Raw genomic sequence first — 24,440 nt, 5'->3', positions numbered from 1 at the left:
CCCTTCTTCTGTTCAAAAATACTTCGGGGGAATCGCGGCTTGCCGCGATGGGGGCAGCGCCCCCTCCCCGCGCTCCAAACGCAAATCCGCTTGAGGCCCAAGGCTCTCCCCGCTAATCACAACCCTCAAAGGAGCACGCCCCATGTCGATGAACAGCTTTGGACACCTCTTCCGCGTCACCACCTGGGGTGAAAGCCATGGCCCCGCATTGGGGGCGACAGTGGACGGGTGCCCTCCGGGGGTCACCATTGACGAAACTATGATCCAGCACTGGCTGGACAAGCGGAAGCCGGGGCAGAACAAATTCACCACGCAAAGGCGCGAGCCGGATCAAGTGAAAATCCTGTCCGGCGTGTTCGAAGGCCAAACCACTGGAACGCCCGTACAGTTGATGATCGAGAATACCGATCAACGCTCCAAGGACTACGGCGACATCATGGACAAGTTCCGTCCGGGTCACGCCGATATCACCTATTGGCAGAAATACGGCATCCGCGACTATCGCGGCGGTGGGCGCAGCTCGGCTCGCGAAACCGCATCGCGGGTCGCGGCCGGAGGGCTGGCGCGCGAGGCGATCAAACAGATCGCGCCCAACGTGCAGATCACCGGCTACATGACCCAGATCGGCCCGCACAAAATCGACCGTACCAATTTCGACTGGTCGCAGATTGAACAGAACCCGTTCTGGACCCCCGATGCCCAAGCTGCTGACGATTGGGCAGCCTATCTGGACGATCTGCGCAAGTCCGGCAACTCGGTCGGTGCAATTGTCGAGGTGGTGGCGCGCGGCGTTCCCGCTGGGATCGGCGCACCGGTTTATGCCAAGTTAGACACTGATCTGGCCGCCGCGATGATGTCGATCAACGCCGTCAAAGGGGTCGAGATCGGCGAGGGTATGGCCGCCGCCGAACTGACGGGTGAGGCCAATGCCGATGAGATCTTCATGGGTCAGAACGGCCCGCAATACAGTTCAAACCACGCGGGCGGCATATTGGGCGGCATCTCGACCGGGCAGGACATCCTGGTGCGGTTTGCAGTCAAACCCACTTCGTCGATCCTGACCACGCGCAAGACGATCACCAAGTCGGGCGAAGAGACCGAAATCATCACCAAGGGCCGCCACGACCCCTGTGTCGGCATCCGTGCGGTGCCTGTGGGCGAGGCGATGATGGCCTGCGTGATCCTGGACCATTTACTTCTGCATCGCGGTCAGATTGGCGAGAACCGTGGACATATCGGCTGATCTGCGCCACCGGTTGCGCGGCATTGTCGTGCAACGCATGGAGACCGACCCGGCGCATGATCTGGCGCATCTGGACCGTGTCTGGGTGAACGCGCAGGCCATTTCGGACGAAACAACCAATATGCGCGTCCTGCTGGCGGCCAGCTATTTGCACGATCTGGTCAACCTGCCCAAGAACGACCCGGATCGCCACTTTGCGTCCCGTCGGTCCGCTGAAGAATCAGAGCCTATACTGGGCAATTTCGGCTATACGCCCGAGGAAATCAAAGCCACGCGACACGCCATTGCAGCCCATAGTTTTTCCGCAAATATCCCCCCTGAAACCGCAGAAGCCTGTATTCTGCGCGACGCCGACAGGCTGGATGCGCTGGGGGCCATCGGTGTTGCGCGCAACTTCTCGGTTTCAGGCGCGTTGGGGCGGTCACTCTACGATCCGGCAGATCCATTTGCAGAATCCCGGTCACTGGATGATCTGCATTTCTCGGTCGACCACTGGAAGGTCAAGTTACTGAAACTTCCGGCAGATATGCTGACGAAACGCGGCAAGGCCCTTGCCCGAAAACGGGCCGAACGTATGATCCGCTTCCTGACCGAATTCGCCGAGGAAATCGGCCATCCGCTTCCGTTGGACTGGTCGCAACTAAATTCCACACGTTGATCTTTGCCCGCCAAAGGCGCAGGGTCGCGCCGATGGCTGGCCCCCTAACGTCAAACAAACCACTTCTGGCTGTGGCGCTGAAACTCAGCGCCCTGGTTCTGTTCACGTCGATGCAGGCCCTGGTCAAAGCCTTGTCTGACACCTTCCCACCCGGAGAAATGGTGTTTTTTCGCTCGCTCTTTGCCGTGCCGGTCATCATAGGCTGGCTGGCCTGGCGCGGAGAGCTTTCGCAAGGCCTTGTGGTCAAAAAGCCCATGGGCCACTTCTGGCGCGGTGTTTTGGGCACCAGCGCCATGGGGCTGACCTTTACCGGCCTCAGTCTGCTGCCTTTGCCCGAAGTTACAGCCATTGGCTACGCCACGCCGATCTTCACCCTGATTCTGGCTGCAATCATGCTGGGGGAACGCATTCGCATGATCCGTATCGGCGCGGTGGCTCTGGGGCTGCTGGGGGTTCTGATCATGATCTGGCCGCGTCTGGGCGGCAACAACATGGACACGGCCGCCACAATCGGGGCGCTGTGCGTGTTGGCGTCGACCATGGCGCGGGCCTTTGTCCAAATACATATCCGACAATTAGTTCAAGTGGACCATCCTGCGGCAGTCGTCTTCTATTTCTCGCTGACGGCTACCCTTCTGTCTGCGTTAACCGCCTTTTGGGGGTGGACGATGCCAACGCTGGAACAGACACTAATACTGATCGTTATGGGCCTAACCGGCGGGGTCGCGCAGATTCTGGTGACCACGTCCTACAAGTTCGGACAGGCCTCAATGCTTGCGCCCTATGACTATACCACGATGCTATTTGCCGTATTGATCGGGTATATCTGGTTCGATGAACTGCCGACGCTGGTAATGCTGGGCGGGGCCGCGCTTGTGATCGCCGGTAATGTGGTCGTCATCTTGCGCGAGCGCCAACTTGGGATTGGACGCGAAAAGGCGCGTCAGGCGACAGATCCCAAAGCCTGATCTTTACCTTTTTCGAACTTCACCTAATTTGGGGCCAACACCAAATAAGGGTCCCAAAATGAGCGACGCAGAAGATCACAAGGAAAAGATGCAAAAGGTACAGGCAAAGCACCGCAAAAAGGTGTCCGAGGCCGTCGATCCCGGGCGCGGCTTGGTGCTGATCAACACAGGCAAAGGCAAAGGCAAGTCATCTGCCGCCTTCGGAGTTGTCATCCGCGCGCTCGGATGGGGTCAGAAAGTCGCCGTGGTGCAGTTTATCAAGGGAAAGTGGAAAACCGGCGAGCGTCGCTTTTTTGAAGAGCGCGATTTGGTAACCTGGCACACAATGGGTGAGGGCTTTACCTGGGATACGCAAGATCGTGAACGCGACATCGCCGCTGCCAATGCCGCGTTTGACAAGGCACGGGCGCTGATGGCCAGCGGTGACTATGACCTTGTGGTTCTGGACGAAATCAACATCGCCTTGCGGTATGAATATTTGTCAGTCGAGCAAGTGATTGATGGACTGAACGCGCGATCAGACAAGACCAGCGTATTTCTGACTGGCCGGGACGCACCGCAAGCCCTGCGCGACTATGCCGATCTGGTGACGGAAATGACCGAAGAAAAACACCCGTTCCAAGCTGGGATAAAAGCCCAGCGCGGCGTGGATTTCTGAGGATTAGAACCGCATTGCAGCCCCCGACCACTGGCCGGGGGAATGCAAGGTTTCGATCAGATCGCTTTGGGCTTGGGGTTCAGCGTGACGAACCACAGTTCAGCATCAGAGCGAATTGATCGAACGCTCACTTGCAAAACCGCCCAACCAAAGGGGTGATCTGCACCAGACCTCTAACCGTGGGCAAAGAAAAACCCCCGCAGTAGCGAGGGTTTTGGTTCTTTCAGGTTTTTCAGATCACGCGCGTACAAGCGTCTCGTAATCCTGTGCAATCTCGCGCGTGATGTCCCCGACTTTGAACGTGTAGTCGCCGATCTGACCAACCGGGGTAACCTCGGCGGCTGTGCCTGTCAGCCAGCATTGTTCAAAATCAGCCATCTCTTCGGGCATGATGTGGCGTTCGTGAACCTTGATGCCCTTGTCTTTCAGCATCTGGATCACGGTCTGACGAGTGATGCCGTTCAGGAAGCAATCGGCCAACGGTGTGTGAACCTCGCCATCTTTGACGAAAAACACGTTGGCACCGGTCGCTTCGGCGACATAGCCCCGGTAATCCATGAACAATGCGTCCGAACAGCCCTTGGCTTCGGCCTTGTGCTTGGAGATGGTGCAGATCATGTACAGACCCGCAGCCTTGGCGTGAACCGGGATGGTTTCGGGGCTGGGGCGTTTCCATTCAGCGATATCCAGCTTGGCACCCTGCATCTTGGCATCGCCGTAATATGCCCCCCATGGCCACACAGCCACGGCCATGCGTACTGGGTTCTTGGCCGATGCCACGCCCATGTCATCACCCGACCCGCGCCAGACCAGCGCCCGGATATAGGCGTCCTGCAACCCGCTGGCCTTCAACGCCTCTTCCTTTGCAGCTTCGATCTGATCGACCGTATATGGCATCGGGATATCCAATGCCTCGGCCGAAGCGATCAGACGTTCCGAATGCTCACGGCTTTTGAAAATCTTGCCGTTATAGGCCCGCTCACCTTCAAAGACGGACGAGGCGTAGTGCATTGCATGTGTCAGGATGTGGACCTTGGCATCGCGCCATGGCACCAGTTCACCATCCAACCAGATGACACCGTCACGATCGTCATACCCTGCCATGCGCAACCTCCTAAATCGGGCTTGGTTTTTCAATTATTGCGCTAATTAAGTCCGAAGCGGACATAATGTTGCGCAAAAACTGCGATTCGATACCTGTCCACTCTTGGAATGTCAATAACGCTGACATAAACTCGGCCTTGAGTAACCAATGAGGCATGATATGTCCGACACCCGTCCCGCCCAGGTCTTTGGCGGTGAAAGCCTGTTGTTTCTGACGGATGAACAACTGCGGCAGGGTATCGAAGCCATGTTCTTCGCCTATCGCGGATTCACAGCGGACCCGGACCGCATCCTGTCAGAGCTGGCCTATGGCCGCGCGCATCACCGGGCCATCCACTTTATCAACCGAGCACCGGGGACGACCGTAAATAACCTGCTGGCGATTCTCGGTGTTACCAAACAGTCCTTGAACCGCGTCCTACGCACCCTGATTGACGATGGTCTGGTGGAAAGTCGCGTTGGAACAGTGGACAAACGTGAAAGACACCTATTCTTAACCGATAAGGGAGAGGAGCTGGAAGCCAGATTGTCCGAAGCCCAACGCGTACGGATGCGCGCCGCCTATAAGGACGCCGGCCCCGAGGCCGTTTCAGGTTTTCGCAAAGTGCTTGAAGCGATGATGGATGCTGATATGCGTCATGCCTATAAGAAACTGCGGGATACCACCTCATGAGCGATATGGACGCCCATCTGCTGATTGTTGACGATGACGAGCGTATTCGTGATCTGCTCAAGAAGTTTTTGATGCGGAACGGTTTTCTTGTCACAGCCGCGCGGGACGCCGCCCATGCGAGGCGGGTCTTGTCAGGCCTGGATTTCGACATGATCGTTCTGGATGTCATGATGCCCGGAGAAGACGGCGTCAGCCTGACCAAGGCGCTGCGAGAGACACACGCAACCCCGATCCTGCTGTTGACGGCGCGCGGTGAAACCGAACACCGGATTGCGGGGCTTGAGGCCGGGGCCGACGACTATCTGGCCAAACCGTTCGAGCCGAAGGAGCTGTTGTTGCGCATCAACGCAATTTTGCGGCGGATGCCCGAAACACCTGCACAGGAAACGGCAAGCAAAATCCTGATCCTTGGGCCGATCCGGTACGACGTGGAGCGCGGAGAGATGTGGCAGGGCGAAGACCCCGTTCGTCTGACCGCAACCGAAAGCCAGTTGATGAAGATTTTCTCGGCCCAGCCCGGAGAACCCATAAGCCGCGCCAAGCTGGTCGAAGATCTGGGCCGCGACAAGGGGCAGGCACAGGAACGCGCAGTGGATGTTCAGATCACCCGGCTGCGACGTAAAATCGAACAGGACCCAAAGCAACCCCGCTATCTGCAGACAGTCCGTGGGGCGGGTTATATGTTGGCCCCGGATTGATTTTGCCGCTGCGCGGCGATTTTATGCCTTCGGCGAGGATATTTTTAGCCAGATGAAGATCGGATCCTGATGAAGACTGCTCTTTTGACCCACGCGGATTGCCTTGAACATATGACCCCGGACGGACATCCCGAACGGGTCGCGCGGCTTGAGCATGTTCTTCATGCGCTGGAATCGCTGGATTTGGACCGAAGGACGTCTCCGCTTGCCGCGGATGATGACCTGCTGCGCATTCACCCCGAAAGCCACATACGGAGTATCCGCAGCAGCCGCCCGACCGAAGGATACAGGCAGATTGATGGCGACACTTTCATGTCGCCGGGTTCGGTGGATGCCGCGTATCGCGCGGCTGGTGCTGTTGTTCGGGCGGTCGACCTTGTTCTGGTCGGTGACTCTCCGAATGCATTTTGCGCAATCCGTCCGCCGGGGCACCACGCCGAGACCGAGACGGCGATGGGGTTTTGTCTGTTCGGCAATGCGGCGCTGGCTGCCAAACATGCGCTGGATCACCACGGGTTGAAACGCGTGGCAGTGGTGGATTTCGATGTGCACCACGGAAATGGCACGCAGGACTTACTGTGGGATGAGGCGCGTGCTCTGGTCATAACCAGCCAGCAGATGCCGTTGTGGCCCGGTACGGGACGTCCTGATGAAACCGGAGCCTACGATACGGTTTTGAATATACCGCTGCCGCCTCGGTCCGGCGGAGCAGAAATGCGCGCAGCCTACGAAGCCCAAGCCTTCCCGCGGCTACGGGCATTCAAGCCAGAACTGATCATCATCTCGGCGGGTTTCGATGCGCATCAGGATGATCCTTTAGCAGAGCTTAACTGGTCGACCAGCGATTTTGCGTGGATCACGGCCGAGCTGTGCAAGATCGCTGATGAGTGTTGTAACGGGCGTATCGTCTCGACTCTGGAAGGCGGGTATGATCTGAACGCACTGGCCGAGGCCACACGTGCCCATGTGGAAGAATTGATGAAGGCAGCCCGATGACCGATACCCCTGTAGATCAGATGACATTTGAGCAAGCGATGAAAGAGCTTGAGGCCGTTGTTGGTCAACTTGAACGCGGCGATGTGGCGTTGGATCAGTCCATTGCCTTGTATGAGCGTGGTGCCGCCTTGAAAAAGCGCTGCGAGGACGAGTTGAAGCGGGCTGAAGAAAAGGTGGCCGCGATCACGCTGGATGCGGACGGTCAACCAACCGGGACGACTCCTGTCGAAGGCCTGTAAATGTTTCTGGACATTCTGGCACGGGATGCCGCGCGGATTCAGAAGCAGTTCGATCTGGTTCTGGGCGGGCTGGATGATCTGGATGTGACCCATGCGATGGCGTATGCCACCGAAGGCGGCAAGAGGCTGCGTGGATTTCTTGTCCTGGAAAGCGCGCGGCTGCACGGTGTGGACCCGGCGCAGGCCATTTGGCCCGCAACGGGGATAGAAACGCTGCACGCCTATTCGCTGGTTCACGATGATCTACCTTGCATGGATGACGATGATCTGCGCCGGGGGCGTCCGACGGTCCATGTGAAATGGGATGAGGGAACGGCGGTTTTGGCCGGGGATGCATTGCAGACGCTAGCATTTGAGCTGTGCGCCCGACCCGAGGTCGGATCGGCCGAGGCCCGTGCAGAATTGGTACTAACTTTGGCCAAGGCAAGCGGTGTGCAGGGCATGGTGCTGGGTCAGGCGCTTGACATTGCAGCGGAAACCGCGAAATCGCCATTATCGCTGGATCAGATTACCCGGCTTCAGGCTGGCAAGACCGGTGCATTGATAGAATGGTCAGCCTGCGCCGGTGCGCGTTTGGCTGGCGCGAATCCCGAACCCCTGCGCCGATACGCGCGGGATCTTGGACTTGCTTTTCAGATCGCTGACGACATCTTGGATATTGAAGGAGACGCGGCAATCGCCGGAAAGCGTCTTCAAAAGGATACAGAGGCAGGCAAGGCAACTTTTGTGTCGCTGCTGGGTCTGGATACCGCCAAAAGCCGGGCGGCCGAGCTGGTGGATCGGGCCTGCGACGCACTTGAAGGCTATGGGTCAACCGCGGAAACCTTGAAGGACGCCGCGCGCTTCGTTATTGCCCGGGACAGCTAAGCCAGGAACGCGCCAAATGTCAGATCGCCCGAACACGCCCTTGCTGGACCTCGTGAGCCGCCCCGCGGACCTGAAGCAGTTCTCGGACGCGCAGCTACGTCAGGTTGCGGATGAACTGCGAGCGGAAACGATCTCGGCCGTTTCGGTCACGGGCGGGCATTTGGGTGCAGGGCTGGGTGTGGTGGAACTGACCACAGCGCTGCACGCCGTGTTCGATACACCGCGCGACAAGATCATCTGGGACGTTGGGCATCAGTGCTATCCGCATAAAATCCTAACCGAACGGCGCGACCGTATCCGGACTTTGCGCATGAAAGACGGGTTGAGCGGCTTCACCAAGCGCAGCGAAAGTCCATATGACCCGTTTGGCGCGGCGCATAGCTCGACCTCGATCAGTGCGGCACTCGGGTTCTCGGTCGCGCGCGATCTGGGCGGTGTCACGCCCGAAGGATTGGGCGACGCGATCGCCGTGATCGGCGACGGTTCGATGTCGGCGGGCATGGCGTTCGAGGCGATGAACAACGCGGGCCACCTTAAGAAACGCCTGATCGTGATCCTCAACGACAACGAGATGAGCATCGCCCCCCCGGTCGGCGCGCTGTCAAATTACCTGTCCCGAATTTATGCCGAGGCTCCGTTTCACGATCTGAAAGCGGCGGCAAAAGGTGCAGTTTCTCTGCTGCCAGAGCCTTTCCGCGAGGGCGCGAAACGAGCCAAGGAAATGCTCAAGGGCATGGCAGTCGGCGGCACCTTGTTCGAGGAGTTAGGGTTTTCCTATATCGGCCCGCTTGATGGTCACGATATGGACCAGTTGCTGCCAGTTCTACGCACGGTCAAAGCGCGCGCGACTGGCCCGATCCTGATCCATGTGCTGACCAAAAAGGGCAAGGGATACGCCCCGGCAGAGCAAGCCCGCGACAAGGGCCATGCAACGGCCAAGTTTGATGTCGTGACCGGAAAACAGAAGAAAGCACCGTCAAACGCGCCGTCTTATACCTCGGTCTTTGGCAACACGCTGGTGGATGAGGCCGCGCGGGACGACAAGATCGTTGCCGTCACTGCCGCGATGCCGGATGGAACCGGCCTGAACCTGTTTGCCGAACGCTACCCCTCGCGCTGCTTTGACGTGGCGATAGCCGAACAGCACGGCGTAACCTTTGCTGCCGCGCTGGCTGCAGGCGGGATGAAGCCCTTCTGCGCGATGTATTCGACTTTTTTGCAGCGCGGTTATGACCAGGTCGTGCATGACGTGGCCATTCAGCGCCTTCCGGTGCGGTTCGCGATTGACCGGGCGGGCCTTGTGGGGGCAGACGGGGCGACCCATGCGGGGTCATTCGACATTGCCTACCTCGCCAATCTTCCCGGTATGACGGTCATGGCCGCCGCGGACGAAGCCGAACTGGTGCACATCGTTGCCACGGCTGCGGCTCATGACGACGGGCCAATCGCCTTCCGCTATCCGCGTGGTGAAGGGGTCGGGGTTGACCTGCCTGAACGGGGCGAGGTTCTGGAAATCGGCAAAGGACGTATGATCCAAAAAGGGGCACGGGTGGCACTGTTGTCATTCGGCACCCGATTGGCCGAAGTGCAAAAAGCGGCCGAGGCTTTGTCAGCGCGCGGGATCACACCGACAATTGCGGACGCCCGGTTTGCCAAGCCTTTGGACCGTGACCTTATCCTGGACCTTGCGGCCAATCACGAGGCGCTGATCACCATCGAAGAGGGTGCGATTGGCGGTTTCGGCTCTCATGTGGCGCAGTTGCTGGCCGACGAAGGCGTCTTCGATCACGGCCTGAAATATCGGTCGATGGTTCTGCCTGATATTTTCATTGATCAGGCAAGCCCGGCGGATATGTATGCCGTGGCAGGAATGAACGCGGAACAGATCGAAGCCAAGGTGCTTTCGGTGCTGGGCGTGACCACAATCGGTGAAAAGCGCGCCTGACCACGCCAAACAGCAAAACAGAAAAAACCGGAGCTTTCGGGCCCCGGTTCAATTCGCCCGCAAGGCGTCAGTAAATCTGATTACCTCGCGCAGAAACTTCTAATCAGCTTGCCGGTTCGCCCAGTGCGTTCATCAGCGTGCCCAGATTGTGCTGGAACATAGCAAGGTAGCTGGTCGCGGGACCTCCCCGCTCGGACAGCGCATCGGAAAACAGGCGGCCACCGATGACAATGCCGGTCTCCTCCGAGATTTGCTGAACCAGAGCGGGGCTGGTGATGTTTTCCACGAACAGAGCGGCTGCACCTTCGGCCTTCAGTTGGTCGATCAGGATGGCCAGATCTTTTGCGGATGGTTCCGCCTCGGTGTCGATCCCGACGGGGGCCAGGAAGGTCAGGCCATAGGCATCAGCCAGATATCCGAACGCATCATGCGCGGTCACGACGGTGCGGCGGTCCGCAGGCAAATCTGCCAACTTGGATTTGGTCTCTGCGTCCAGCGCCTCAAGCTCTGCGATATAGGCGTCAGCATTGGCCGCGATCTGATCCGCGTGCTCAGGCATCGCAGCTTTCAACACATCCGCGACATTGGTCACATAGACCACCCCGTTCGACAATGAGTTCCACGCATGCGGGTCGATTTCGCCGTCGACCTTGACCGGAGTAATCCCATCGGTGGCGACGTGTACCGTGGCATCAGTACCCGATTCTGAAATGAGCGTGTCGGACCATGTTTCAAAGCCCAGACCGTTGACAAAGATGATGTCTGCCTTGGCGACAGCTTTGGCGTCGGCGACCGAAGGCTGATAGACATGCGCGTCTGCATCGGGGCCAACGATCGTCGTCACGTTGGCCAGATCGCCAACGACCTCTTCAACCATGTCCCCGAGGATCGAGAAACTGGCGACAATCTGGACGTCGTCCTCACCTGCAATGGCCGGAAATGCAACCAACGCAAACGAAGCCGAGGCGATGCCGGCATAGAGCGATTTTATAAGAGTCATTGTGCTTTCTCTTCTTGTTGAATCTGAGCAACGGGAATGTCGTTGGACACGACTGGTTTGCGGGCTCTTTTGCCAAATCCAAGAGGGCCGAAGATGGCCGAGACTAGGAAAATTCCGCCCGCGACCAGAACAATGGCCGGGCCGGACGGGGTCTCTGGAAACAGATAAGACAGGGTCAACCCGATCCAGCAACTGGACAGCGCAAAAACGAAGCCCAGAACCAACTGAGCTGTAATCGTACTGGCCCAGTATCGTGCCGCTGTTGCGGGCAGGATCATCAGACCAACGGCCATCAACGTGCCCAAAGTCTTGAATGCGGCCAGCAGGTTCAGCACCAGCAGCAGCATGAACCCCTGATCCACCAGCCAGGGCCGCCGCGTTTGAGTCTCAAAGAAAACCGGGTCGCAGGTGCTGACAATCAAAGGCCGCAGAAGGAAGGCAAAGGCCACCAGCGTTACGGTCGCCACACCACCCACCAGCAGCATCGACGCGTCGTCGATCCCAAGGATCGAGCCAAACAGGAAGCTTTTCAACGGAACGGCCGATCCCGCAGCGGACAGAATGAATATCCCAACCGCCAGCGCGATCAGATAGAGCGACGCAAGGCTGGCGTCGCTGCGCAGGATCGTTCTGCGCGCCAACAACGCCGTCAGCATTGCGACACCGACGCCCGCGATCAGACCGCCCACCAGCAATGACATGACTGACAGGCCAGCGGTCACGAAACCAATGACAATGCCCGGTGTGATCGCATGCGCCATCGCCTCGCCCGCCAGCGACAGACGCCGCAGAACAAGAAACGCCCCGACCGGAGCAACCGAAGCCGACAAGACGGTCGTGACCACGAAAGCACGGCGCATAAAGGCGAAGCCCCACATTTCGCTGAGCAGTTCAAACATGCGCGGGCTCCTGCGGTTTTGGGCTGGACCGGAACATCCAGGACGCCTGGCTTTCGGACAGATACCCTTGGGCAACCAAACGGTCCGGCGTCAGTACATCATCCACCGGGCCATGCTTGGCCTCTTGCCCGCCAAGCAACAGGGCGTGGCTGCAATGGTCCAGCACCGAAGACAGGTCGTGCACCACCAACACAACAGAGCGCCCCTCGTCACGCCAGCGGTGAATAATCGACAGCAGATGCGCCTCGGTGCTTTGGTCAACGGCCGCAAATGGCTCGTCCAGCAGGATCAGCGGTGCGTCCTGCATAATGACACGCGCGAACAGGGCGCGCTGCAACTGCCCACCTGACAGCATGTGAATTGGGCGGTCAGCGATATCAAGAACACCGGCCTCGTCCAGCGCAGCGGTCATTCGGTCACGTGCCGCATTGTCCAGCCCCGACCGAAATCCAAACCCGCGCCAGGCACCCATTGCCGCCAAGTCCCGCACGCGAATTGGGAAACGCCGGTCAAATTCTGTCATTTGTGCCAAGTAACCGATTTCGCGCGGGCGGCCCTTGGGCCAGTTCAGGCTGCCCGACAGTGGGTCAATCAAGCCCAACAACATTTTCACAAACGTGCTTTTACCTGACCCGTTGGCACCTAACACAGCCAAGGTTGTTCCCGCCTCGATATCCATCGTCAGTCGGCGAAACAACGTCAGTTCGCGGTACCCAAGCGTCACATCGCGGATTTGCAGAACAGCCGTCATCAGATCACCATGTAAATCGCAAGCCACAACAGCGCAGACAGCACCAAGGCACCCGCGACCAGAACCGGCACGCTGAGCTCGGTCAGACAGCGTCCGCGTTGGCCCACGGCATAATTCGAACGGCGCGTCATGGGGTTGCCTCGCAGGGCATAAGGCAAGCGTAATCAGACAGCGTCAAGGCGGCGATGTCCCTGCACATTTTGCAAGGCCTGAACTGACAGTAATGCAATGACATGCGCATCGCCTCCTTCATTCAGACGGGGGACAAGCGAGTACAAGACAACGGGCGGCACAACCGCTTGAAACATTGTCATCTCCCTCTGGGACACCCCGCCCAGGTTCTTAAATATTCGGATGGCAGGTCTCCTGACTTACGGGTCTACGCTTTCCCGATCCTTCCCAGACAAATGCCCAGTGGACGATCTCGGGTCGCTCACCGCCTACAGTTGCGGGGGCAGTCACGGACTTGACCCATTTGACCGGGTCGCACCGTATTCCCTTTTATCCCTTCCCGCAAACAGCGGTCGGGAACCATCCCGGCGACAAAATAGGAACCGGGTCGATTCGGCAAGGGTCCACACCCGGCCTTGGCAGTTGTACGCCGCTGCGCGGGGCGCGACAAAAGGAAGCCCGACCCCAAGACCACATGCGCTCTGAACAGAGGTTCAATGCGAGAATAAACGCCATGTTGCGGTTTTCCTTTGGCATTGCCTCTCAACTTCGACCCTTCCGGCCAAGGTTGAACACCTGATCTTGAAGCTGTTTCGACTAATGAAGGGCAAGACAGCGATCCAACTTGTCGAATCGTTTTTCTGAAACAGACGTTGAGACCCACTAAATTTGAGTGTTCGATATGCATCACCGCGGTATGCGCTGTTACGATGCCCTGCGATTACCCAATTGCCAATCCTGACCGCAGCCCGGACCGGATTTATCAAAGTCGAAAACGCAACCGGCACCGAGAAGAATGGCTGAAAGCCTTGATCCCAGTTCCTAATTTGCATCGAAATTGAGAAGGTGGTGCCTCAAGAGGGACTCGAACCCCCGACCTTGTCCTTACGAAGGACCTGCTCTACCAGCTGAGCTATTGAGGCAAACGCAGGACCGTTTAAACGGTCCCAAAGTGGCGTGCAAGTCTTGATCTGCCGGATTTCCTCCACCGAACAGGTGCTGCGCTTTCCAGCTTCAATTGTGAATTATTTGTAACAGCGTGGATCACGCGTTGCCGACTCATTCATAATTCAATATTTCATGAAATATGATAGATCAGATAACCGACCAACTTGCCATTCTTGGCCACCCGCAGCGCATCTCCGTGTTTCGCATGTTGATGCGACGATTTCCTGACACCGTCCCGGCAGGTGAGTTGGCAACGGAATTGGGGATCAAGGCCAGCACCTTGTCGAACTACCTGAACGCACTTCAGCGGTCGGGTCTGGTGACGCAGGAACGGGTGGGAACCTCTCTGCTCTATTCAATTGAAATGAAGAATGTGCAGCACATGCTGGAATTCCTGCTGAACGACTGCTGCCGTGGACGACCTGATATCTGTATGCCTTCAACACAAGGAACCAGGAAAATGACGGATCGGAAATTCAACGTACTTTTTCTGTGTGTGGGAAATTCCGCCCGCTCGATCTTTGCTGAATCCCTTCTGCGGACGTTGGGCGGGGATCGGTTCAACGTCTATTCCGCGGGCACGCAACCTACGTCGAAACTCAACCCCTTTGCCGTTCAGGTGCTGAGCGATAAGGGGCACGATACATCAGGCCTGCGCTCGAAACATATGTCCGAGTTCGCCACAGACGATGCGCCCGAGATGGATTTCGTCTTTACGGTCTGCAATCAGGCCGCCAACGAAGAATGCCCCGCCTGGGAAGGCCAGCCCATCAGTGGCCACTGGGGTATGGTCGACCCGGTCAAGACAACCGGCACAGAGGCCGAGCAAAGCCTCGCCTTCCAAAACGCATATGGTGCGCTGAAACGGCGGATCGAAGCGTTCACCTCATTGCCAGTCGAAAGCCTGGATCGGATCGCATTGCAAACTGCCGTCGACGATATCGGCAGAACCCACGTCGAGGACACGAAATGACCACTTACGCGGTAAACGGCCTCGGCCGGATGGGAAAACTGGCCCTGAAACCCCTGCTGGAGAAGGGTGCCAAGATCGCCTGGATCAACGACGGGGTCGGTAACCCCGAGATGCACGCGCATCTGCTGGAGTTCGACACGGTGCATGGCCGTTGGGATGCCGAATTTACCTACGACGCGGACAGCGTTACGATCAATGGGACCCGCCTGCCGTTCATTGGCACCAAAGACCTGTCCGACCTGCCGCTGGACGGTGTGGATGTGGTGATCGACTGCACCGGCGTGTTCAAAACGCAGGCCAAGCTGGCCCCTTATTTCGAGGCGGGGGTGAAGAAGGTTGTTGTCTCGGCCCCGGTCAAGGATGGGCCTACCGCCAATATCGTGATGGGCGTGAATGAGGGCACCTATAACCCTGCTATGCATCACATCGTGACGGCTGCGTCCTGCACCACGAACTGTCTGGCCCCGGTCGTTAAGGTCATCCACGAAAATCTGGGTATCCGCCATGGCTCGATGACCACGATCCACGATGTGACCAACACCCAAACCATCGTGGACCGCCCCGCCAAAGACCTGCGGCGTGCGCGGTCGGCGCTGAATTCGCTGATCCCGACCACCACCGGGTCCGCCACGGCGATCACGCTGATCTATCCCGAACTAAAGGGCCGATTGAACGGCCACGCAGTTCGGGTGCCGCTGCTAAATGCCTCGCTGACCGACTGCGTGTTCGAGGTTGAACGCGAAACCACCGCTGAAGAGGTCAACGCCTTCTTTAAAGCCGCCGCCGAGGGCGAACTAAGGGGCATTCTGGGCTATGAGACCCGGCCGCTGGTCTCAACCGATTACACCAATGACGAGCGGTCTTCGATTGTCGACGCGCCTTCGACCATGGTGGTGAACGGAACGCAGGTGAAAATCTATGCGTGGTATGACAACGAGATGGGCTATGCGCATCGTCTGGTTGATGTGGCGCTGATGGTCGGGGCCGCGCTGTGACCGACCGGCCCGAAGGACTGTCGGCCTATATTGCGGTCACGGCAGCTTATTGGGCTTTCATGCTGACCGACGGAGCTCTGCGGATGCTGGTGCTATTGCACTTTCATACGATGGGGTTCTCGCCGGTGCAGCTGGCGTATTTGTTCGTCCTTTACGAAATCGCCGGAATGGTCACGAACCTGGCGGCCGGATGGATCGCGGCGCGGTTCGGCCTGACCTCAACGCTGTATGCAGGGCTTGCGCTACAGGTCGGGGCGCTGCTGGTGTTGACGCAACTAGACCCTAACTGGGCAATTCCGGTCAAAGTCGTCTTTGTGATGATCGTTCAGGGCGCCAGCGGGGTAGCCAAGGATCTGGCCAAGATGTCATCCAAATCCGCCGTGAAACTGCTGGCCCCAACAACGGGCGGAGGACTGTTTCGCTGGGTCGCCATTCTGACCGGATCGAAAAACGCGGTCAAAGGTTTGGGCTTTCTGCTGGGGGCCGGTCTGCTGGCAACGGTGGGCTTCATGTGGGCGACGCTGGCGATGGCCATTGTGCTGGCACTCATTCTGGTTGCGGTCTTTGTGTTGATGCCACCCGGCCTGCCGCAAGGACGCAAGGGCGCCAAGTTTTCCGAGGTCTTTTCCAAATCCGCAAATGTAAACTGGCTGTCTGCAGCGCGTGTCTTTCTGTTCGGCGCGCGGGATGTGTGGTTCGTGGTTGGTATTCCGATTTATTTCTACGCGGTCCTGTCCGACGGGACCGAAGAAGGAAACCGCGCGGCCTTTTTCATGATCGGCACCTTCATGGCCGTCTGGGTTATCCTGTACGGAGCAGTTCAGGCCAGCGCGCCCAAAATTCTGCACGCATCCGAGCGGACCGAGGGCGACCTGATCCGGGCAGCCCGCAATTGGGCTTCGGCCCTGTTCTGTGTCCCGGCTGCATTGACGGTGGCTGTCCTGATGTCGTCGGGGCCTGAGGCATGGCTGACCGTGACACTGGTTCTTGGCTTACTGGTGTTCGGGGCGATATTTGCGGTCAATTCCTCGCTGCATTCCTACCTGATCCTTGCCTTCACCAAGTCCGAACGGGTCACGATGGATGTCGGGTTTTATTACATGGCAAACGCGACGGGCCGTTTGCTGGGCACTGTCCTGTCCGGCCTGACCTATCAGATCGGCGGCCTTCCACTGGTGCTGGGAACTGCTGCTATTATGGTAGCCTTGGCGGCGCTGACCTCAAGCAAGCTCACCGATCAAACGAATGAGGCGTACTCTTGAGCATTTTCGAACGCTACCTGACTGTTTGGGTCGCCCTGGCCATGATCGCAGGCGTTATGATCGGATTGGCAGCCCCCGGTCTGGTGGCATTTATCGCATCGGCTGAGTTCGCCAGTGTCAATCTTGTGGTGGCTGTTCTGATCTGGGCCATGGTCTATCCGATGATGGTCAGCGTCGATTTCGGCGCTGTCGCAGGGGTCGCCCGTCAGCCCAAGGGCCTTATCGTCACGCTGGTGGTTAACTGGCTGGTCAAGCCGTTCACAATGGCTTTGCTGGCAGTCTTGTTCTTTGACTACGTGTTTGCGCCGTGGATCAAACCAGAAGACGCCGCGCAATACACCGCTGGTCTGATCCTGCTGGGCGCGGCCCCCTGTACGGCGATGGTGTTTGTCTGGTCTCAGCTTACCAAAGGGGATGCGACCTATACACTAGTGCAGGTCTCAGTGAACGACCTGATTATGGTCGTGGCCTTTGCCCCGATCGTCGCGTTCCTGTTGGGGGTCACCGACATCTCGGTCCCGTGGCAGACCTTGGTTCTGGCAACGGCTCTCTACGTGGTGCTGCCCCTGATTGCCGGTCTGCTCACACGGCGCAAACTGGGCTCGCAAGAGGCCATTGACGCGTTCTCAGCACGGGTAAAACCGTGGTCCGTGCTGGGTCTGATCACGACGGTGGTCATCTTGTTCGGCCTGCAGGGGCAAACCATTCTGGCCAAGCCGCTGGTGATTGTGCTGATCGCCGTGCCTATTCTGATCCAAAGCTACGGCATATTTGCGCTAGCCTATGGTGCGGCCTATGCGTTGAAGGTGCCCCATCGCATCGCTGCCCCCTGCGCCATGATCGGCACATCCAACTTCTTTGAACTGGCCGTCGCCGTCGCCATCAGCCTGTTCGGGCTGAACTCGGGCGCGGCCTTGGCAACCGTTGTGGGTGTTCTGGTTGAGGTACCGGTAATGCTGTCACTCGTGGCTTTTGCAAACCGCACGCGCAACCGGTTTCCGGATCCGGCGGTCCCGCACAAGGCATGACCCCGCCTAGAGCACCGAAACAAAAAACGGTTTGAGGTCGTCACCTCGTTCCAGCGACGCAAGAACAGCCGCAGCCGTATCCAAAGACTCGCGGATCGTGACGTCCATATCCAGATAGCGATAAGTTCCCAACCGGCCAACAAAGGTCACGTTCGCGGTCTTGTTAGCTAGCTCGACATATTCGCCAAGCAGCGCTTTTTCCTTCACCTGCCGGATCGGGTAATAAGGAATGTCGCCCGGCTGGGCCGCGCGCGAATACTCGCGATAACAGACCGACCCGTCATGTGTTTCCCAAGGGGCAAAGTGCTTGTGTTCGGTGATCCGCGTATAAGGGACGTCTTCTTCGCCGTAATTCATGACGGCACAGCCTTGATAATCCCCGTCATAGGTAAAGCGTTCAAAATCCAGCGTGCGATACCCGAGACGCCCAAGCTCATAATCGAAGTAGCCGTCCAGCGGCCCCGAATAGAAGACGTGGCCAAACCCCTCGGCCATGTTGCGGTCGAAGGTCGTGTTCAGTTTGACCGTGATCGAGGGGTGATCAAGGATATCCGCGATCATGTCGGTATAGCCGTTTTCTGGCATCCCCTGAAACTGATGGAAAAAGTAATTGTCGTCGTAGTTGAACCGCACCGGCAGGCGTTTAAGGATCGACGCAGGCAATTCGGACGGGTGACACCCCCACTGTTTGATCGTGTATCCTTTGAAGAACGCCTCATAGAGGTCGCGCCCGACGAACCGCATGGCCTGTTCCTCAAAGCTCTGCGGATCAGTGATTGAACTATCGGCCTGTTCTTCGGTGATAAAGCTATGGGCTTCGTCCGGGCGCATCGTCTTGCCAAAGAACTGGTTGATAGTGTGCAGGTTGACCGGCAGCGAAAAGACCTGCCCCCGAGAGGTTGTCTTTACCCGGTTCTTGTAGGGCAGGAAATTTGCATACCGATTGACATAGGCCCAGACCTCTTCGTCGTCGGTGTGAAAGATATGGGGGCCATAGACATGGACCATGACGCCGGTATCCGCGTCGCGCTGGGTATGGCAGTTGCCGCCGATATGGTCGCGGCTGTCGACAACTGTGATTTCGTGCCCTGCTTCGGCCAGTGCTCGACCTATCACGGCACCGGACAGTCCAGCGCCAACCATCAGGAAACGACTTGCTTTCATTTCAAAGCCTTCGTCTTCAAGTTTATCGTCGTCATATCAAGCGGCTTGATCAACTGCCGCCGTGCGATCTTGAGGACACCAGACCGCGCCTCGCCCGCATTGCGAAAACTCGACAGTTTTGACAACCACGCCCGGCACATGAGCCATCCCAGTTGAAGCCGACCCGAAACAGGCTGTCCGCCTTTCAGTATCCCGGCAAAAATAACAGGTACCGTACGGCGGGACAGATCGAACATTTCTTTTAGTACGGCTTCTTCTTCTTCCGAACTGAGATTGCCGGTCTCGGCCATGGCAGCTTTCAGGTTCTTGCCGACCGGACGGGTATGATGCATTGCGATTTCATCCAGAATCGCGGTTCGGAAGGCCCCGGCTTCGGCCCAGCGGCACCAGATGTAATCCAGTCCGTAGCCGCTCATGGTGTTTTCGAACAGCGGCAACGCCTTTTTCAGAATGTCCCGATGCATACATGGGGCCATGATCTCAATGTAATTGGTGTAACGCAGAACAAAGCCGGGGCACTGGCTAAACACAAAATGGGAAAAATAGCTGTCCGGGCTGAGAGATGGCTGTGCAATACGCAGTCCATAGCCACCCATGGCATCGAACAGCGCGTTCACCATTGACGCGCTTATGTCCAGATCATCGTCCGGCAGCCAGTAATAGTCGTATTGGTCCAGATTACGGTTCGAAAGCGTCTTGTACAGCCCGTCCCATTTACCGCCTTTGACCAAAACCGCTTCGACGCCGGGTTCGGGCGCAAATTCCGCATATGCCTCGTCCGAAAAGTAGCTGATCAATAGATCGTAGTTTCGGTCCTCATAGGGGATGTCCAGCCACCGGTGGTGAAGTGAGTTGCTGCCCGCACGGACAACCACAAGGCTATTCTTCATACGTGGGACCGGACCTGCTGTTCGGGGCGAAGCAAAGGACCCAGCCCGTCAATCATGTCTGGGTTCAGCGGGTGGCTCAACCGGCCATGCGTAAACTTGGCCTGATAGACAAGGTTGCGGACAAATCTTTCGACCGCCGAACCCGGCTTGGTCTTGCGACGGGCAGTTTCGATATTGCTGTCATGCGAATCTCGCTCGGCAATCATCTGCTTGCCCAAGGTCAGTATGGGGACCTTATGTTCCCAATAGAATTTCAGGTCGATATCGACAGGTCGCGCGATCGGAGCATCAACCTGCAGCAATCTAGCAGCCGCGCGCCGCCCAAGGATATAACCTGTAGTTCTGGGCGGTAGAATGTCAGACAGAACTAGGTTCTGATCGGCAAATTCCTTGATGATCTGCGCGTTCTTGCCCGGAACGCCGTCCAGTTTGATCATGACGTCCTCAAAGCACTCGGGACATTCGGCAAGCGCGTTCAAAAAGGATCGTGGGTCACGGATGAAAGTGGCATCGTCTTCCAGAACAAGGCCCACACAATCGCTGGATTCAGCGATGTGCTGCCAGATCTGGCGGTGCCCAAGCGTACAGGCCACTTCATTTCGACTAAGGGGGCGCTTGAACTTAGCGCGGTTCATTTCTTCATCATAAATGAGTTTCAGGTCTGACCGGCCCAGCTGTTCGCCCGCGATCGCATCCGAAAACTCATGACTCAATCCAAAGCGGGCCAGTTCTGCTTCGCAGAAACGTCGCCGCTCTACATCTTTTGGCAGGCTAAGGATAACGGCAGTGATCGACACGACTTTAATACCATCTTAATATTCCGCGTTCCTAATACTAACATTTAAGCAGTAGAAAAGCGAAAGAACGAGCGTTTTTTTCGAAAGCTACGCTAAAAACCCACAGCGGCAAAAAACCGCGCAACTACAAGTACCTATCCAAAAGGCCAGAAAATCAAATTTACGCCCGCAAGCCTTGCGACCTGGCATGGATACAGGCAAGAGACGAAAAACAAAGAGAAAAAGTGCTGTTCGCGGCAAAAACACACGCACGAGGCTTCAGAAATTATTGTTGCTTTTCAAATACTTAAAAATCGCAACGAATCACTCGAGACACCCCATCTTTCAAACGCCCTTGCCCGGCTTTATCGGATGCTGACCACAAAAACGTCTTCTCTTTTCATCAATGACTCTTGCCGACAGCTTTCCTGACACCTATCTGGCTGGGGCTATCGCCAAACAGTCAGAACAAACCGTTGGGTCAATTCATTTCATCTGCCCTTTAGAGAAGAACGGTTATAGGTTATCTGAGCGAGCGCACAGTTTCACGATCTGGAGAACGCAATGATTAAGCGCGCCTGGGACAAATGGCGGTCAGGCTATATGGGCCGCCTCATCAGCGAGAGCTTCTTTGCGCAAGGTAGACTATACGCCGTCGCGATTGTTGCGATGATTGCCGTGGCGGTGACGACAGCCGGGTCCGCCTACATGATGGAATACATCGTCAATGCGATGACCAGCGCCGAGATGCGCGGCTGGGCGCATTTGATTGCGCTGGGCGTCATTGGCCTGTTCCTGGTTAAAGCCGTCGCTTCTTACATTCAGGCGGTCTATCTGGCCCGCGCCGGGAACCGGATCGTCGCCGTTCAGCAGGAAAAGGTATATCGCAAACTGCTGAGGCACGGCGTTTCCTTCTTTTCCAAAAATGAATCGTCAAACCTGTTGATGCGAACGACCAACGGGGCGCAGGCGGCGCGAAAGCTGATCGACGTCCTTGTCACCGGCTTTGTCCGCGACACCCTGACACTGGTCGGGCTTGTTATCGTAATGGTGTATCAGCAGCCGGTTCTGTCTGTGATGTTCTTTATCGTCGGCCCCATAGCGTTGATGGGCGTTCGCTACCTGTTGAAAAGCGTCCGGTCGATCATGCAGGCCGAGTTCAAGTCCCTGGCCGAGATCATCCGCGTTCTACAGGAGACATCCGCCGGAATCAAAGTGATCAAGGTGTTTTCGCTTGAGGACAAGATGATCAACCGGATGGATACCGCCATCCACAAGGTTGAGCAGCGTTCCAACGACATTGCGCGGCTTCAATCCATCGCCAGCCCGTTGATGGAGTTTCTTGCTGGTTTGGCCGTCGCGGGCGTCCTGATCGTCAGCACAATCGGACTTGCCGGAACCGAGCAGCCAACCGCCGGTCAGCTCATGTCGTTTATCACCGCTCTGCTTATGGCCTATGAGCCCGCAAAACGGCTGTCCAAAATGCGCGTCCAGATCGAAACTGCAATGGTCGGTGTCGGCTTGTTGTTTAGCCTGTTAGATCAGGAAGACACGATGCAGGAAAGCCCGGATGCCAAAGACCTTCTCGACGGTCCGGGGGAGATCGCGTTGCGCAACGTGACCTTTGGGTATCAGGGGTCGATGCCGGTGATCGAAGACTTGAGCCTGACGTTCGAGGCACGCAAGACCACAGCGCTGGTGGGTCAGTCGGGCGGCGGAAAGTCAACGCTGTTTGGCCTGATCATGCGCTTCTATGACCCTGACGAAGGCAGTGTGGAAATCGACGGGCAGGACTTGCGAAATGTCAGCTTCTCATCATTGCGACGCAAGATTTCCTACGTTGGTCAGGACACCTTCCTGTTTTCCACCTCGATCATGGAGAACCTTCGCTGCTCGGCGCCGGATGCAACAGATGAAGAGGTCATCGCAGCAGCGAAAGCCGCCCATGCGCATGACTTTATCAGCGAGTTGCCCAAAGGCTACGATACTCCTGTTGGCGAAAACGGCACCTTCCTGTCAGGTGGCCAGAAGCAAAGGGTCGCGATCGCTCGTGCGATCCTGCGCAAAGCCGAGATTCTGTTGCTGGACGAGGCGACAAGCGCGCTGGATGCAAAATCCGAGTCGTTGGTCAAAGAAGCACTGGATGCCTTGACCAAGGACGTCACGGTGATCGTGATCGCACACCGCCTGTCGACGATTCTGGAGGCCGACAAGATCATGGTTGTTCAGGACGGCGCTGTCGTCGAACAAGGCAACCTTGATGAGCTACTGCACAAAAACGGCAGTTTCCGCAGCTTGTTTGATGAGCAATTCAAGAAACGGGAACCAGAAGCCGAAGTGGCGGAATAAACCCGTTTGGCGCTGTGGATGCGATGGACCGTCCGCTAAGGTAAGCCACGCGATCGGCTTGGCCGCATCCCAATCAAACCCCTGTCAAAGGTCGAGTTCTACCGGGGCCACCTGTTGGCCCCGGAATTTCGCGATGCCGCCGGATAAGATCACGCGGCGACGTTGATTACCATCTTTCCGAAATTACCCCCCTGCAGCAATTGGTTCAGAGCTTGGGGCGCGTTTTCGAGACCGTCGACCATGTGTTCCCTGTACTTGATCGACCCGTCTTTGATCCAACCCGTCATGTCGCGGGTGAATTCCTGATAAACCGATGGTGGGAAACTATCGAAGATGATGAAGCCCTGCATTTTGACCTTTAGCCGCAGCAGGGTTCCCATGATCGCGGGGCCCATATCCGGGCCTTCGGGCAGGCCGGTCAGGTTGTACCAGGCAACGATGCCGCACACCGGAATGCGCGCAAACGGGTTCAGCAGGGGCAACACGGCGTACAAGACTTTGCCGGCCACGTTCTCAAAATACACGTCGATGCCGTCTGGACACGACGCGGCGAGCTGGGCTGCAAAATCATCAGCGTTATGATCAATGCAGGCGTCAAAACCAAGGTTTTCGACCACATGCGCGCATTTTTCAGCCCCGCCAGCAACGCCGACAACCCGACACCCCTTAAGCTTGGCGATCTGCCCAACCGTTGCACCCACTGGACCCGCAGCAGCGGCAACAACAACGGTTTCACCCGGTTTCGGCTCACCGATTTTCAGAAGACCTGCGTAGGCCGTGTATCCGGGCATACCCAGAATGCCCAAGGCCCAGGACGGGTTCTGCGGCGTCTTGCCCAGATTGATGACCTGGGTTCCGTCAGAAATCGCGTAATCCTGCCAACCGCTGCCGGACAGAACGTAATCCCCCGCTTCATACCCCGCCAGGTTGGATACAACCACCTGACCCACAACCTGCGCTGTCATGACGCCACCAATGGCAACCGGTTCCGCGTAAGATTTGGCATCGTTCATCCGACCGCGCATGTAGGGGTCAAGCGACAGATAAACCGTGCGGATTAGCATTTCGTTTTCGCCGGGCGTTGGCACGTCCGTGGTTTCCATCCGCAGCGTGTTTTCGTCCGGCAAACCTACGGGACGTTCGTTCAGAACGATCCGGCGATTGGTATCTGCTGATTGTGACATT

The 24,440-nt window shown here is 57.4% G+C and carries 24 protein-coding genes, 1 tRNA gene and 1 riboswitch; of the genes, 15 read left to right on the top strand and 10 right to left on the bottom strand.

All coding sequences use genetic code 11. The features are described from left to right. The first annotated feature begins 142 nt into the window (after positions 1-142). From aroC to cobO, 4 genes are read left to right on the top strand one after another with little or no spacing between them, the layout of a single operon-like run. Complete coding sequence (aroC, locus tag GOX73_RS06690) at positions 143-1,243, top strand: chorismate synthase (protein ID WP_171123995.1); 1,101 nt, start codon at positions 143-145, stop codon at positions 1,241-1,243. After that, positions 1,227-1,901 carry an HD domain-containing protein gene (locus GOX73_RS06685; RefSeq protein WP_171123993.1) on the top strand — a complete coding sequence of 225 codons (675 nt, stop codon included), beginning with the start codon at positions 1,227-1,229 and terminating at the stop codon, positions 1,899-1,901. The genes aroC and GOX73_RS06685 overlap by 17 nt, the downstream gene beginning before the upstream one ends. A 32-nt stretch (positions 1,902-1,933) precedes the next feature. Further along, positions 1,934-2,869, top strand: coding sequence for a DMT family transporter (locus tag GOX73_RS06680; RefSeq protein WP_171123991.1), 936 nt, complete (start codon positions 1,934-1,936; stop codon positions 2,867-2,869). A 58-nt stretch (positions 2,870-2,927) separates the two neighbouring features. Further along, positions 2,928-3,527, top strand: coding sequence for a cob(I)yrinic acid a,c-diamide adenosyltransferase (cobO, locus tag GOX73_RS06675; protein WP_171123989.1), 600 nt, complete (start codon positions 2,928-2,930; stop codon positions 3,525-3,527). A 237-nt stretch (positions 3,528-3,764) separates the two neighbouring features. Here the strand turns inward: cobO and GOX73_RS06670 are convergent, their stop codons facing one another. Then, positions 3,765-4,631, bottom strand: a complete 867-nt coding sequence (locus GOX73_RS06670; RefSeq protein WP_171123987.1) for a branched-chain amino acid aminotransferase — start codon at positions 4,629-4,631, stop codon at positions 3,765-3,767. Between the two features lie 160 nt (positions 4,632-4,791). Between GOX73_RS06670 and GOX73_RS06665 the strand changes: the two genes are divergently transcribed. The 6 genes from GOX73_RS06665 to dxs all read left to right on the top strand — a co-directional run bounded on the left by GOX73_RS06665 (position 4,792) and on the right by dxs (position 10,049). Beyond that, positions 4,792-5,304 (top strand): MarR family winged helix-turn-helix transcriptional regulator, encoded by a 513-nt coding sequence (locus GOX73_RS06665; RefSeq protein ID WP_171123984.1) that lies wholly within the window; start codon positions 4,792-4,794, stop codon positions 5,302-5,304. Further along, positions 5,301-6,002 (top strand): response regulator, encoded by a 702-nt coding sequence (locus tag GOX73_RS06660; RefSeq protein WP_171123982.1) that lies wholly within the window; start codon positions 5,301-5,303, stop codon positions 6,000-6,002. Before GOX73_RS06665 ends, GOX73_RS06660 begins: the two co-directional genes overlap by 4 nt. Before the next feature lie 69 nt (positions 6,003-6,071). Further along, positions 6,072-6,998, top strand: a complete 927-nt coding sequence (locus GOX73_RS06655) for a histone deacetylase family protein (protein ID WP_171123980.1) — start codon at positions 6,072-6,074, stop codon at positions 6,996-6,998. Further along, positions 6,995-7,237, top strand: a complete 243-nt coding sequence (locus GOX73_RS06650) for an exodeoxyribonuclease VII small subunit (protein ID WP_171123978.1) — start codon at positions 6,995-6,997, stop codon at positions 7,235-7,237. Before GOX73_RS06655 ends, GOX73_RS06650 begins: the two co-directional genes overlap by 4 nt. Further along, complete coding sequence (locus GOX73_RS06645) at positions 7,238-8,104, top strand: polyprenyl synthetase family protein (RefSeq protein ID WP_171123975.1); 867 nt, start codon at positions 7,238-7,240, stop codon at positions 8,102-8,104. Between the two features lie 16 nt (positions 8,105-8,120). Next, complete coding sequence (gene dxs / locus GOX73_RS06640) at positions 8,121-10,049, top strand: 1-deoxy-D-xylulose-5-phosphate synthase (protein ID WP_171123973.1); 1,929 nt, start codon at positions 8,121-8,123, stop codon at positions 10,047-10,049. Between the two features lie 103 nt (positions 10,050-10,152). Here dxs and GOX73_RS06635 read toward each other — a convergent pair whose 3' ends face one another. The 5 genes from GOX73_RS06635 to GOX73_RS06620 all read right to left on the bottom strand — a co-directional run bounded on the left by GOX73_RS06635 (position 10,153) and on the right by GOX73_RS06620 (position 13,793). Next, positions 10,153-11,049, bottom strand: a complete 897-nt coding sequence (locus GOX73_RS06635; RefSeq protein ID WP_171123971.1) for a metal ABC transporter solute-binding protein, Zn/Mn family — start codon at positions 11,047-11,049, stop codon at positions 10,153-10,155. Further along, positions 11,046-11,948: a metal ABC transporter permease gene (locus GOX73_RS06630; protein ID WP_217350996.1), complete on the bottom strand. Its 903-nt coding sequence runs from the start codon at positions 11,946-11,948 to the stop codon at positions 11,046-11,048. The genes GOX73_RS06635 and GOX73_RS06630 overlap by 4 nt, the downstream gene beginning before the upstream one ends. Continuing rightward, positions 11,941-12,699, bottom strand: a complete 759-nt coding sequence (locus tag GOX73_RS06625; protein WP_171123969.1) for a metal ABC transporter ATP-binding protein — start codon at positions 12,697-12,699, stop codon at positions 11,941-11,943. Before GOX73_RS06625 ends, GOX73_RS06630 begins: the two co-directional genes overlap by 8 nt. Next, entirely contained in the window at positions 12,699-12,830 is a 132-nt protein-coding gene (locus tag GOX73_RS20915; protein WP_256367674.1) for a hypothetical protein, read from the bottom strand. Before GOX73_RS20915 ends, GOX73_RS06625 begins: the two co-directional genes overlap by 1 nt. Positions 12,831-13,037: 207 nt before the next feature. Continuing rightward, positions 13,038-13,250, bottom strand: a riboswitch (cobalamin riboswitch). A gap of 467 nt (positions 13,251-13,717) precedes the next feature. Next, a tRNA-Thr gene (locus tag GOX73_RS06620) sits at positions 13,718-13,793 on the bottom strand. Positions 13,794-13,957: 164 nt separating this feature from the next. Between GOX73_RS06620 and GOX73_RS06615 the strand changes: the two genes are divergently transcribed. From GOX73_RS06615 to arsB, 4 genes are read left to right on the top strand one after another with little or no spacing between them, the layout of a single operon-like run. Beyond that, positions 13,958-14,791 (top strand): helix-turn-helix domain-containing protein, encoded by an 834-nt coding sequence (locus GOX73_RS06615; protein ID WP_171123968.1) that lies wholly within the window; start codon positions 13,958-13,960, stop codon positions 14,789-14,791. Then, a complete protein-coding gene (locus tag GOX73_RS06610) occupies positions 14,788-15,786 on the top strand; it encodes an ArsJ-associated glyceraldehyde-3-phosphate dehydrogenase (protein WP_171123966.1) in 999 nt (332 codons plus the stop codon). Before GOX73_RS06615 ends, GOX73_RS06610 begins: the two co-directional genes overlap by 4 nt. Then, on the top strand, positions 15,783-17,048 hold the full coding sequence (gene arsJ / locus GOX73_RS06605; protein ID WP_171123964.1) for an organoarsenical effux MFS transporter ArsJ: 1,266 nt from the start codon (positions 15,783-15,785) through the stop codon (positions 17,046-17,048). The genes GOX73_RS06610 and arsJ overlap by 4 nt, the downstream gene beginning before the upstream one ends. A gap of 41 nt (positions 17,049-17,089) precedes the next feature. After that, positions 17,090-18,076, top strand: a complete 987-nt coding sequence (arsB, locus tag GOX73_RS06600; protein ID WP_254429148.1) for an ACR3 family arsenite efflux transporter — start codon at positions 17,090-17,092, stop codon at positions 18,074-18,076. A 6-nt stretch (positions 18,077-18,082) separates the two neighbouring features. Here arsB and glf read toward each other — a convergent pair whose 3' ends face one another. From glf to GOX73_RS06585, 3 genes are read right to left on the bottom strand one after another with little or no spacing between them, the layout of a single operon-like run. Continuing rightward, entirely contained in the window at positions 18,083-19,240 is a 1,158-nt protein-coding gene (gene glf / locus GOX73_RS06595) for a UDP-galactopyranose mutase (protein ID WP_217350995.1), read from the bottom strand. Continuing rightward, positions 19,237-20,130, bottom strand: coding sequence for a hypothetical protein (locus tag GOX73_RS06590; RefSeq protein WP_171123960.1), 894 nt, complete (start codon positions 20,128-20,130; stop codon positions 19,237-19,239). Before GOX73_RS06590 ends, glf begins: the two co-directional genes overlap by 4 nt. Continuing rightward, positions 20,127-20,927 (bottom strand): glycosyltransferase family 25 protein, encoded by an 801-nt coding sequence (locus GOX73_RS06585; protein WP_171123958.1) that lies wholly within the window; start codon positions 20,925-20,927, stop codon positions 20,127-20,129. Before GOX73_RS06585 ends, GOX73_RS06590 begins: the two co-directional genes overlap by 4 nt. A gap of 543 nt (positions 20,928-21,470) precedes the next feature. Between GOX73_RS06585 and GOX73_RS06580 the strand changes: the two genes are divergently transcribed. Beyond that, complete coding sequence (locus tag GOX73_RS06580) at positions 21,471-23,255, top strand: ABC transporter ATP-binding protein (RefSeq protein ID WP_171123956.1); 1,785 nt, start codon at positions 21,471-21,473, stop codon at positions 23,253-23,255. A 149-nt stretch (positions 23,256-23,404) separates the two neighbouring features. Here the strand turns inward: GOX73_RS06580 and GOX73_RS06575 are convergent, their stop codons facing one another. Continuing rightward, positions 23,405-24,439 carry an NADP-dependent oxidoreductase gene (locus GOX73_RS06575; RefSeq protein ID WP_171123955.1) on the bottom strand — a complete coding sequence of 345 codons (1,035 nt, stop codon included), beginning with the start codon at positions 24,437-24,439 and terminating at the stop codon, positions 23,405-23,407. Between the last annotated feature and the right edge of the window lies 1 nt (position 24,440).

The organism is Ruegeria sp. HKCCD7221 (assembly GCF_013031225.1).
GTDB lineage: Bacteria > Pseudomonadota > Alphaproteobacteria > Rhodobacterales > Rhodobacteraceae > Ruegeria.
The sequence above is the reverse complement of the archived record's forward strand: the minus strand, read 5'-3'. Positions and strand labels throughout refer to the sequence as shown.

Coding starts and splice junctions, on each gene's coding strand:
- GOX73_RS06615 (WP_171123968.1), top strand. CDS start 13,958: ATGATAGATCAGATAACCGACCAACTTGCCATTCTTGGCCACCCGCAG.
- GOX73_RS06625 (WP_171123969.1), bottom strand. CDS start 12,699: ATGACGGCTGTTCTGCAAATCCGCGATGTGACGCTTGGGTACCGCGAA.
- GOX73_RS06680 (WP_171123991.1), top strand. CDS start 1,934: ATGGCTGGCCCCCTAACGTCAAACAAACCACTTCTGGCTGTGGCGCTG.
- GOX73_RS06575 (WP_171123955.1), bottom strand. CDS start 24,439: ATGTCACAATCAGCAGATACCAATCGCCGGATCGTTCTGAACGAACGT.
- GOX73_RS20915 (WP_256367674.1), bottom strand. CDS start 12,830: ATGACGCGCCGTTCGAATTATGCCGTGGGCCAACGCGGACGCTGTCTG.
- GOX73_RS06665 (WP_171123984.1), top strand. CDS start 4,792: ATGTCCGACACCCGTCCCGCCCAGGTCTTTGGCGGTGAAAGCCTGTTG.
- dxs (WP_171123973.1), top strand. CDS start 8,121: ATGTCAGATCGCCCGAACACGCCCTTGCTGGACCTCGTGAGCCGCCCC.
- GOX73_RS06650 (WP_171123978.1), top strand. CDS start 6,995: ATGACCGATACCCCTGTAGATCAGATGACATTTGAGCAAGCGATGAAA.
- aroC (WP_171123995.1), top strand. CDS start 143: ATGTCGATGAACAGCTTTGGACACCTCTTCCGCGTCACCACCTGGGGT.
- GOX73_RS06655 (WP_171123980.1), top strand. CDS start 6,072: ATGAAGACTGCTCTTTTGACCCACGCGGATTGCCTTGAACATATGACC.
- GOX73_RS06610 (WP_171123966.1), top strand. CDS start 14,788: ATGACCACTTACGCGGTAAACGGCCTCGGCCGGATGGGAAAACTGGCC.
- GOX73_RS06660 (WP_171123982.1), top strand. CDS start 5,301: ATGAGCGATATGGACGCCCATCTGCTGATTGTTGACGATGACGAGCGT.
- GOX73_RS06645 (WP_171123975.1), top strand. CDS start 7,238: ATGTTTCTGGACATTCTGGCACGGGATGCCGCGCGGATTCAGAAGCAG.
- GOX73_RS06580 (WP_171123956.1), top strand. CDS start 21,471: ATGATTAAGCGCGCCTGGGACAAATGGCGGTCAGGCTATATGGGCCGC.
- GOX73_RS06670 (WP_171123987.1), bottom strand. CDS start 4,631: ATGGCAGGGTATGACGATCGTGACGGTGTCATCTGGTTGGATGGTGAA.
- glf (WP_217350995.1), bottom strand. CDS start 19,240: ATGAAAGCAAGTCGTTTCCTGATGGTTGGCGCTGGACTGTCCGGTGCC.
- cobO (WP_171123989.1), top strand. CDS start 2,928: ATGAGCGACGCAGAAGATCACAAGGAAAAGATGCAAAAGGTACAGGCA.
- arsB (WP_254429148.1), top strand. CDS start 17,090: ATGATCGCAGGCGTTATGATCGGATTGGCAGCCCCCGGTCTGGTGGCA.
- GOX73_RS06630 (WP_217350996.1), bottom strand. CDS start 11,948: ATGTTTGAACTGCTCAGCGAAATGTGGGGCTTCGCCTTTATGCGCCGT.
- GOX73_RS06635 (WP_171123971.1), bottom strand. CDS start 11,049: ATGACTCTTATAAAATCGCTCTATGCCGGCATCGCCTCGGCTTCGTTT.
- GOX73_RS06590 (WP_171123960.1), bottom strand. CDS start 20,130: ATGAAGAATAGCCTTGTGGTTGTCCGTGCGGGCAGCAACTCACTTCAC.